The sequence below is a fragment of the Mycobacterium sp. Marseille-P9652 genome (assembly GCF_902652685.1).
Taxonomy (GTDB): Bacteria; Actinomycetota; Actinomycetes; order Mycobacteriales; family Mycobacteriaceae; genus Mycobacterium.
The window spans coordinates 1-9,574 of record NZ_CACRUY010000095.1 but is presented as its reverse complement, the minus strand read 5'-3'; the positions used below and the strand labels follow the sequence as shown (position 1 = coordinate 9,574).

Below are 9,574 nucleotides of genomic sequence, written 5' to 3'. Positions count from 1 at the left end.
GTCGCCGCGATCGCCGCCGGCGGCCAGGGCGGGGCCGGCGGCGGTGCCACCTCGACAGTCAACTCCGTGTCATACACGGGCGGCAGCGGTGGGACGGGCGGCAGCGGGACGGGCGGAGGAGGCGGCGGCGGTGCCGTCGCGAACTTCGCGACCGGGAACGGCGACGGTTCTACCGGCTCCAATGGTGCGGCTCTCGGCGGGGCCGGCGGCAACGGCGCAGGGAACAACGCCCAGCAAAACAAGGGAGGCACCGGTGGCGCCGTCACCGTGGGCGGCTCCGGCGGCTTCGGCCGTAACCTCAGCGGCGACGGCGCTGCCGGCGGGAACAGCTAACGGCGACTGTCGGGAGCGCGAGCACGGCCGGCTCGCGCGGCGGCCAAGCGCAGCCGGGCAACGGCACTCCCGGCACGCCGTCGATCGACCGCTCTAGGCGGTCAGGGACGACAGGTTGAAGATGACGCCCGTCGGGTCGGTCGCCGCGGCCAGCCGCCCGTACGGGGTGTCCTCGGCGTCGCGCACCACGGCGCCACCGTTGTCGGCGATCACCTGCAGTGCCTTGTCGACGTCCTCGGCACCGAAGAAGATCGTCCAGTTCGACGGGACGCCTTCCGGCAGGCATGCGGTGCCGTCCATGACGCCCAGCAACTGCTGATCGCCGAACCACGCCGTGGCGTAACGGAATTCGTCCGTGTCCGAAACCACCTCGGTGCGCCAGCCGAACACCTGCTGGTAAAAGTCGACGGCGGCGGTGAAGTCGCGCGTGGTCAGCTGGTGCCACACCGGCGACCCGGCCTCGCCAACGAGCTCGAAACCCTTGTGCTCCAACGGCTGCCAGAGCCCGAAGAAGGCGCCCGACGGGTCGGTCGCCAGGCCCATGTGACCCCTGGCCGGGATTTCCATCGGCCCCATGTACATGGAGCCGCCGGCGGCCTTGACCGCGGCCACGCTCGCGTCGATGTCAGCGGTGTGGAAGTGCGTGCCCCAACTGTCCGGGAATTGCACCTCGGGCCGGTTGGACATCAGCCCCGCGACGGGGTGGCCGTCCTTGGCGGCGTTGACGTATCCGCCGTATTCGGGCCCGGCGGACTCGAACGTCCAGCCGAAGACCGTGCCGTAGAAGTCCTGGGCGCGTTCCAGGTTTGACGTGGTCAGATCGATCCAGCAGGGGGCGCCCAGCGGCGCGCCGTCACGGATGGGCATGGTGACCTCCTCAATGTGTTTACAACCCGACAGGGGGATTCACACATACCGACCGGGGCCGCGGCGAAAACTCATCGCGCGCGCGGCGGTCAGTGCGGGGCGCCGCCGTTTCCGTTCCTGCTGGGATCGGGCCGGGTGAACACAGTGACGAAGTTGTGCAGCGACTGGTTGATGTCGGTGCGCAGCGCGGCGGCGACGATCATGCCGATCGGGCCGAACAGCGCAGGCCCGCCCAGGTGTACGTCGAAGCTCACGACTGAACCCTCCTGCCCGGGCTGCACCTTCGCCATCAGCTTGACCTTGACGCCGCCGACCCCGTCGCCGTTGAGCGTCATGCCCTCGGGCGGCTTGTAGCGCACCACGGTCCACTTGATCCGGTTGTACATGCCCTTGACCTCGACGATCGACTCGACGACGGTGCCCTTGTCGATGTCGGCGGGCAGCGTGCTGCGCCACACCTTGTGGATGGTCAGCCACTCCTTGTACCGGGACAGGTCAGAGGCGTGCTTCCAGGCGACCTCGGGCGGCAGCGGCACGTCGATGGATCCGGAAAGTTTCGCCATGGCTTTAGTTCTGCTCGTCCTTGGCGGCGGACTCGGCCGCCTTCTTGGCTTGCTCCTGCACCTTGTGGATGGTGTCGGCGTACTTGCCTTGCGTCTTGTCGTCGACGAACTCGCCCGCCTTGTCGATCGCGGTCTCGACCTTGTCGGCGTTCTGCGCCAACAGGTCCTTCGCCCTGTCCAGGAATCCCATGTGAAAGCCCTTCCCCGAGAAAGCCCGGGGGAAATCCTACTGTGCGGCCTCCGGTGCCTCCCGCCACAACCGCGGCCGCACGCCCAACATGGCGCCCCGGATCCACCACAGCGCCTCGATCGCCGCCGCGCCCAACGCGCCGATCCCCAGTGCCACCGACGTCACGGCCATATTGGACGGATCGAGCAGGAACTCGCGGCGTGTCAGCGGAAGCGTGAAGATCGCGACGTAGGCGAGGCCGGAGGCGATCACCAGCGCCACGCGCCACCACTCGTAGGGACGCGCCACCACCGCCAGCACCCACAGCGCGGTCATCAGCAGCGTGATCAGTGCGGCGGTCGAGGCCTGCTCCTGTTCCTGAAACGAGGCGTGCCGGCCGTGATAGGCAAGCAGGTAGGAGGCGAACGTCGCGATCCCCACGGTGAGCCCCGCCGGCAGCGCGGACGTCAGCACCCGCCGCACGAAGCCGGGATGTGCGCGTTCGTTGTTGGGTGCCAGCGACAGGATGAACGACGGGATCCCGATGGTGAACCATGCCGCGATCGTCACGTGGATCGGCTGGAACGGATACAGCAGCGGATCCGCCTTGAGCGGCTTGGACAGCAGGCACTCGATGCCCACCAGCAGCGCCAGCAGCACCGAGTACACGGTCTTGGTGAGAAACAGGTTCGCGACCCGCTCGATGTTGCCGATCACCCGCCGGCCCTCGCCCACCACGTAGGGCAGGGTGGCAAAGCTGTTGTCCAGCAACACGATCTGCGCCACCGCGCGCGACGCGGGGCTGCCGGCCCCCATGGCCACGCCGATGTCGGCGTCCTTGAGGGCGAGCACGTCGTTGACGCCGTCACCGGTCATCGCGACGGTATGCCCGTGCGACTGCAGGGCCCGCACCATCGCCCGCTTCTGGTCCGGCCGCACTCGGCCGAAGGTCGTGTACTTCTCCAGCGCGTCGGCCAGTTCCGCTTCGTCGGTGGGCAGGTGGCGAGCGTCCATCGTCTTTCCGTGCAGCCCGAGCCGGTCGGCGACGGCGCCCACCGACACCGCGTTGTCCCCGGAAATCACCCGCAGCGAGACGCCCTCGGCGGCAAAGTAATCCAGCGTCTCACGGGCGTCCGGTCGTACCCTCTGCTCCAGCACCACCAGCGCGACGGGGGCCACCCGGCCCGGTGCGTCGGGGTGATCCACCGGCACGTCGCCGGCGCCCAGCAGCAACACGCGCATGCCCTGCGCGCCAATGGCTTCCGCCTCCGAGGCGGCTTGGGACGTGGGGTCCAGCAACACATCGGGCGCCCCGATCACCCAGTTTCCCTGCCCGTCGTAGGACACACCGCTCCACTTGGTGGCCGACTTGAAGGGCGCCGTGGCGGTGGCAGTCCAGCCGGGCGGTTCCCCGTAGGCCTCGCCGATGGCCTGCATGCTGGCGTTGGGCCGGGGATCGGCCGCGGCGAGCGAGGCCAGCACGTCTGCCACCCGATGTTGGTTCGCGCCGATCTCGGAGACGTCGGCGACGCGCATGCCGTTCTCGGTGAGCGTGCCGGTCTTGTCGGCGCACACCACGTCGACCCGGGCGAGCCCCTCGATGGCGGGCAGCTCCTGCACCAGGCAGCGGCGTTGCCCGAGCCGGATCACACCGACGGCGAACGCGATGGACGTCATCAGCACCAGGCCCTCGGGGACCATCGGCACCAGGGCGCCGACCATGCGCAGCACCGACTGCCGCCAGCCCGCGTGGGTGGTGAACAACTGCGTGTAGATGGTGAGCAGACCGGCGGGCACCAGGAGGTAGGTGATGAACTGCAGGATGCGGTTGATGCCGTTGCGCAGTTCGGATTTCACCAGCGTGAATTTGCTTGCCTCCTTGGCCAGCTTGGCGGCATAGGCCTGTGGGCCGACCCGGGTGGCCCGGTAGGCGCCCGTACCGGCGACGACGAAGCTGCCCGACATCACCGCATCCCCGGTGTGTTTGACGATCGGGTCGGCCTCGCCGGTGAGCAGCGATTCGTCGATCTCCAGGTTGGTTCCTTCGACCACGTCCCCGTCGACGACGACCTGGTCGCCCGGCCCGAGCTCGATGACGTCGTCGAGCACCACTTCGCCGGGCGGCAGCGTTTGCGTTCCGGACTGCCTGCGCACCAACGGTTTTGCCTGGCCGACGATCGCCAGCCTGTCCAGGGTCTGCTTGGCCCGCAGTTCCTGAACCATGCCGATGACGCTGTTGGCGATGATCAGCAGGCCGAAGAGCCCGTTGATCAGCGAGCCGGTCGCCAGCACGATGAGCAGCAGCACCCCGAGGATCGCGTTGATCCGCGTGAAGACGTTGGCCCGCACGATGTCGGCGACACTGCGGGTCGCGCGTTCGCGCACCGCGTTGGTCTGGCCGTCCGCGACGCGTTGCGCCACCTCGGCGTCGGTCAGGCCGGGCGTCATCGCGTGAACGTTCCCAGCTTCTCCGAGTCGAAGTACTCCAGGTTCATGGTGCTGCCCGTAAAGGTCGCCTTGGAAAGCGATCCGGGAGGGGCGTTTTCGTCGACGATCGGGAAGGTGAAGGTATCTCCGTCCCAGTGCGTCAAGGTGAACGTCTGGTTCTTGGGACCCATGGACAGTTGGAGCTTCCCGTCCCGTTCGCTCACCGTCGCCGGCCCCCAGTACCCGTTCGCATACACGCCGACGTAGTCCCCCAGCGGGCGCGACGGCGCGGGGTTGGCCGGGGGCTGCTTGCCGGCGAGCGCACCCTTCGGACTACTCATCGCGGCGAAGGCCTGCCGGTACAGCGTCGACCAATCCTGCAGAATCTGGCCGTATTGCACCAAGTCCATGAACTCGGCGGTCAGCGTCTCCGGCACGCCGGTCGGGGCGGCATCGGTCAGCGCGATGATCGCGACGTCCTCGGACGGCATGACCATGAAGTTCGTCGCGGCCCCCAGCGCGAACGCTCCCGAATGGCTGTACACGGTGCGCCCGGACGACGTCACCGACACGTTGAACCCGTACCCGTAGGTGCCCGCGCGCGCCGTCGGCGTCTTCGCCGGCACCGAGACGACCTGGGTGGTGATGGCGGGCAGCAGCGCCTCCGGCGAGGTGATCCGTTGACCGTTGTAGGTTCCGTTGGCCAGCACCATGTTCAGCCAGCGCGCCATGTCGTTGACGGACGAGCTCACACCGCCCGCCGGCGTCTGATTGTCGGGATCACGCTGGAATCGGGGCTCCCATCGGTCCCCCATCTTGACGTGATTGACCGCGTGGTTGGGGCGCGCCGTGAAATCCGCGAACCGCGAACTGGTGGACGCCATCCCCAGCGGCCGGTACAGGACAGCGTCGGAGAGGTCCTCCCATGGCTTGCCGGCCGCCGCCGCGACCGCTTCCGCGGCGGCGGTCACCCCGAAATTGGTGTAGGCGTAGCTGATTCGGAAGGGCGCCAGCGGCAGCTCCCTCAGCCGCTCGAGCGACTGCCGCCGGTCGTAGCCGAGATCCTCCAGTTCGTCACCGGCGTGGTCGGGCAGCCCCGAACGATGCGAGTAAAGGTCGCCGACGCTCACGTGGCTCGTGACATATGGATCACCGAGGGCGAACCACGGGAGCTTGGAGACCACCGGCGTGTCCCACGACACGGCGTTCTCGCTGACTTCATGGGCGACCACCGTGGCGCCGACCGATTTGGAGATCGAGGCGAGCTGGAACACCGTGTCACCGTCGACCTTGTTGTCGGGTCCTTCCCCCCTGGACGAGTCCTTGACGCCGAAACCCTTGGCGTACAGAGTCTTTCCGCCGTGGACGACGGCGACGGCCATCCCCGGGATGCCGGTGCTCCGCATCAGGTCACCGACCAGGCCGTCGATTTTGGATACCGCGTCGTCGATGCGGCCGGCGGGGATCTGCACACCGGACACCTCGTTCGGTAGCACCCCGGGCGGCGCGGATGGCGGGGTGGCCGCCGGTTTCGCGGGCCCGCACGCCGTCAACGCCAGCAAGGCCGCCGCAACCGCGGCCGCGCGTTTGGTCATGGCCGCACTTTAGCCCGAGGGATGGCTGTTCAGAGCCGCCACCAAGTAGTGGACTTCGGTGGCGTCGCGGGGTCGATGCGCTGGCCCGGCGTCGGGACGGCGACCTTGACGTTGGCGGGTTCCGCGGCCTTGAGCAGTCGCTCGACGGGCTCCGCCCACGGGTGGGGGGCGAGCCGGAAGGTGCCCCAGTGGATCGGCACGAGCAGCCCGGATCCGGAGTCGGTGACGTCCTGGTGGGCCCGGACCGCCTCCTCCGGGTTCATGTGGACGTCCGGCCACGCCGTGTTGTAGGCGCCGATGGGCATCAGGGTCAGATCGAACGGCCCGTGGTCGGCGCCGATCTGCGCGAAGCTCTTGGTGTAGCCGGTGTCGCCGCCGAAGTAGGCGCGGTGGCTTGGACCGACGAACGCCCACGACGCCCACAGGGTGGTGTTGCGCTCGAGGAAGCGCCCCGAGAAGTGCCGGGCCGGCATGCAGGTGATCGTCAGCTGATCGACCTGAGCGCTCTGGTGCCAGTCGAGTTCGACGATGCGCTGCTCCGGTAATCCCCACGCCCGCAGGTGGGCGCCCACGCCGAGCGGCACGAAGAAGGGGGCCCGCTGCGTGCGGACCAGCGCCATCACGGTGTCGATGTCGAGGTGGTCGTAATGGTCGTGGCTGATCACCACGGCGTCGACCGCCGGCAGCCCCTCCAATTGGACAGGCGGCGGGTGCAGCCGCTGCGGGCCCACCACGTCCGACGGCGAGCAGCGGTTGCTCCAGACCGGATCGGTGAGCACCCGGTAGCCGTCGATTTCCAGCAGGGCGGTCGAGTGGCCGAACCAGCTGACGGCAAGCCGGCTGGGGTCGGTTTCGAACATCGCGGGCGCCGCCAGCGGGATCGGCGCCGCCGGGCGACTCCCGCCGCGGTTGCCGATCATCTCCCACGCGATGAGCCGCAGTTGCTCGCGGTCCATCTGGTAAATCGATGACGCCGGGTCGAGGTTGACAAACACGCCGTCGCGATAGTTGGGGGATCCCTGGGCTACCGCGCGGATGGAGGCGGGGGTTGCGCCGAGCGCGGCGGGCGCGCCGTGCAACGCCCGCAACACCCAACTGCCGGCCGCCAGCGAGGCGGTCCCGGCGACCAGTCGCAGCGCCCCCCGCACCATGACCGTCAGGCCCCCTTGAACCTCGGCGGCCGCTTCTCCACCCGTGCGACCTGCGCCTCGATCACGTCCTGGCTGTTCCAGGCCTTGTCGAAGAGCTCCTTGTGCTCGGGCTGCTGGTCTTGCATGGCGCCGTCGTCGTTGAGCACGCGCTTGGCGTGCTGGATGGCCAGCGGCGCCAGGCCGGCGATCTCGGTGGCCCACTCCTGCGCGTCGGCCGGCGTCCCGATGCGATTGGCCATGCCGGTTAACAGCGCGTCGTCGGCGTTCAATTTCTCGGCCGTCAGCAGCATCGCGCTGGCGCGGCCGTGACCGACCAGCGAGGCCAGCCGACGGATGCTCCAATTGTCAAGGGCCAGACCGTATTTCGAGGTCGGAAATTGGAAGAAAGCATCCGGCGCCACCACTCGCAGATCGCACCGCATCGCCAGCTGCAGGCCCGCGCCGATGGCGGGGCCGTTGATGGCACCGATCACCGGGATCAGCGTCGTGTCCATGACCTTGTGCAGCTCGATGAGCCGGTCGGGGTAGTCGGCGGCGAAGGCGTCACCGCTCAGGTCCGCGCCGGCACAGAACGCCGTGCCCTGACCGGTCAGCACGATAGCCCGCACCGACCCGTCGCTCGCCTTCTCGAAGGCCTCCCGCAGCTCCTCGACGAGCTGCGAGTTCAGGGCGTTGCGACGCTCGGGACGCTGCAGCTCGATCGTCAGAACCGCTTCGGCCTGGGAAATACCGATCATGGCAGCCACCCTATATAGCCTCGAGAGGTGAGTCCCATCACGGCTGGTCAGCTGCGCGACGCGGTGCTGGACGAGGGTTCCTTCACGAGTTGGGACCGCGAACCCCTGGCCGTGGCGACCGGCGACTCCTACGCGCGCGAGCTGGCCGGCGCCCGGGCCGCCACCGGCCTCGACGAATCGGTGCTCACCGGGGAGGGGCGCATCTTCGGGCGCCGGGTGGCGGTGGTGGTGTGCGAATTCCGGTTCCTCGGCGGCTCGATCGGCGTGGCGGCGGCCGAGCGAATCACTGCCGCCGTCGAGCGCGCGACTGCCGAGGGGTTGGCGCTGCTGGCCTCACCGAGTTCCGGGGGCACCCGCATGCAGGAGGGCACCGTCGCCTTCCTGCAGATGGTCAAGATCGCCGCCGCCGTCCGGCTGCACAAGCGGGCGCACCTGCCGTACCTGGTCTACTTGCGCAACCCGACCACCGGCGGGGTGTTTGCGTCGTGGGGCTCGCTCGGGCACGTCACGTTCGCCGAGCCGGACGCCATGATCGGCTTCCTCGGTCCCCGCGTGTTCGAGCTGCTCTACGGTGAGCCCTTCCCGAAGGGAGTACAGACCGCGGAGAACCTGCAGCGGCACGGCGTCGTCGACGCCGTGGTCGCGCTCGAGGACCTGCGCCGGACGCTGGACCGAGCGCTGACGGTGATCGCCGACCCTGCCGGGGCGCCCCCGGGGGTGCGCTCGCGTGAACCGATACCCGATGTGCCGGCGTGGGATTCGGTGGTGGCCTCGCGGCGGCCCGACCGGCCGGGTGTCGCGCACCTGTTGCGGCACGGCGCCACGAACCGGGTGCTGCTGTCCGGCACCGGGCAGGGGGAAGCCGCGACGACGCTGCTCGCGCTGGCCCGGTTCGCCGGTCAGCCCGCGGTGGTGCTGGGCCAGCAGCGGGTGACCGGCGGAATCGTCGGGCCGGCGTCGCTGCGCGAGGCCCGGCGCGGCATGGCGCTGGCCGCCGAGTTGCGCCTGCCGCTGGTGCTGGTCATCGACACGGCCGGGCCGGCGCTTTCGGCCGAGGCGGAGGAGGGCGGCCTGGCCGGCGAAATCGCTCAGTGCCTGGCCGAACTCGTGACGCTCGACACCCCGACCGTGTCGGTGCTGTTGGGTCAGGGCAGCGGCGGTCCGGCGCTGGCGATGGTGCCCGCCGATCGCGTGCTGGCCGCGCTGCACGGCTGGCTGGCCCCGCTGCCGCCGGAGGGCGCCAGCGCGATCGTCTTCCGTGACGTCGAGCACGCCGCCGAACTTGCTGCGGTGCAAGGCATTCGATCGGCCGATCTGCTGGCGAGCGGGATCGTCGACGCCGTCGTGCCCGAACACCCCGACGCCGCGGACGAACCGATCGAGTTCTCGCAGCGGCTGTCGCAGGCCATCGCCGCGGAGGTGCATGCGCTGCGCGGCATTCCCGCAGCCGAGCGGCTGGCCGCGCGGCTGGAGCGCTACCGCCGAATCGGGTTGCCCCGGTAGGCCCCTACGGGTGGCGGCTGGTGGACGTCTTCCGAAAACGGGCGGTGCCCAGGTGGCCGTCATCGAGTTCTGACGTTGACGCCCGACCGGCGGGCTCACTGTCGCGAAACGTAATCTATTGCGGCGCTTTTCGGGGCATTGTCAATCGGTTAGTGCAACATCTGGTCAGGCGGCTTGGTCGAGGAGTTGGGCGAGTCGTTGGGCGGGGGTGTCGAGGTTGAGTGTGGGG

The 9,574-nt window shown here is 69.2% G+C and carries 8 protein-coding genes and 1 pseudogene; 2 read left to right on the top strand and 7 right to left on the bottom strand.

The annotated features are described in order from the left end of the window. Positions 1 to 333: pseudogene (locus GPY60_RS27630) on the top strand (PE family protein); the annotation flags it as partial. A gap of 93 nt (positions 334 to 426) precedes the next feature. Here the strand turns inward: GPY60_RS27630 and GPY60_RS25710 are convergent. The 7 genes from GPY60_RS25710 to GPY60_RS25680 form a co-directional block, all read right to left on the bottom strand. Then, the gene (locus GPY60_RS25710) at positions 427 to 1,200 is read right to left on the bottom strand and encodes a VOC family protein (protein WP_156690518.1); all 774 of its coding nucleotides are present in this window, start codon (positions 1,198 to 1,200) and stop codon (positions 427 to 429) included. 89 nt (positions 1,201 to 1,289) lie between these two features. Beyond that, a complete protein-coding gene (locus tag GPY60_RS25705; RefSeq protein ID WP_156690517.1) occupies positions 1,290 to 1,763 on the bottom strand; it encodes a type II toxin-antitoxin system Rv0910 family toxin in 474 nt (157 codons plus the stop codon). A gap of 4 nt (positions 1,764 to 1,767) precedes the next feature. Further along, positions 1,768 to 1,953: an antitoxin gene (locus GPY60_RS25700; protein WP_156690516.1), complete on the bottom strand. Its 186-nt coding sequence runs from the start codon at positions 1,951 to 1,953 to the stop codon at positions 1,768 to 1,770. A gap of 36 nt (positions 1,954 to 1,989) precedes the next feature. Further along, a complete protein-coding gene (locus tag GPY60_RS25695; RefSeq protein ID WP_156690515.1) occupies positions 1,990 to 4,380 on the bottom strand; it encodes a cation-translocating P-type ATPase in 2,391 nt (796 codons plus the stop codon). Continuing rightward, positions 4,377 to 5,954 carry a serine hydrolase gene (locus GPY60_RS25690; RefSeq protein ID WP_156690514.1) on the bottom strand — a complete coding sequence of 526 codons (1,578 nt, stop codon included), beginning with the start codon at positions 5,952 to 5,954 and terminating at the stop codon, positions 4,377 to 4,379. The genes GPY60_RS25695 and GPY60_RS25690 overlap by 4 nt, the downstream gene beginning before the upstream one ends. A gap of 29 nt (positions 5,955 to 5,983) precedes the next feature. Then, positions 5,984 to 7,105 carry an MBL fold metallo-hydrolase gene (locus GPY60_RS25685; RefSeq protein WP_156690513.1) on the bottom strand — a complete coding sequence of 374 codons (1,122 nt, stop codon included), beginning with the start codon at positions 7,103 to 7,105 and terminating at the stop codon, positions 5,984 to 5,986. Between the two features lie 5 nt (positions 7,106 to 7,110). Then, positions 7,111 to 7,842 carry an enoyl-CoA hydratase gene (locus GPY60_RS25680; protein WP_156690512.1) on the bottom strand — a complete coding sequence of 244 codons (732 nt, stop codon included), beginning with the start codon at positions 7,840 to 7,842 and terminating at the stop codon, positions 7,111 to 7,113. Positions 7,843 to 7,869: 27 nt separating this feature from the next. On the opposite strand from GPY60_RS25680, the gene GPY60_RS25675 reads away from it, so the two are divergent. Beyond that, positions 7,870 to 9,345 (top strand): acetyl-coenzyme A carboxylase carboxyl transferase subunits beta/alpha, encoded by a 1,476-nt coding sequence (locus GPY60_RS25675; protein WP_156690511.1) that lies wholly within the window; start codon positions 7,870 to 7,872, stop codon positions 9,343 to 9,345. Positions 9,346 to 9,574: the final 229 nt, after the last annotated feature.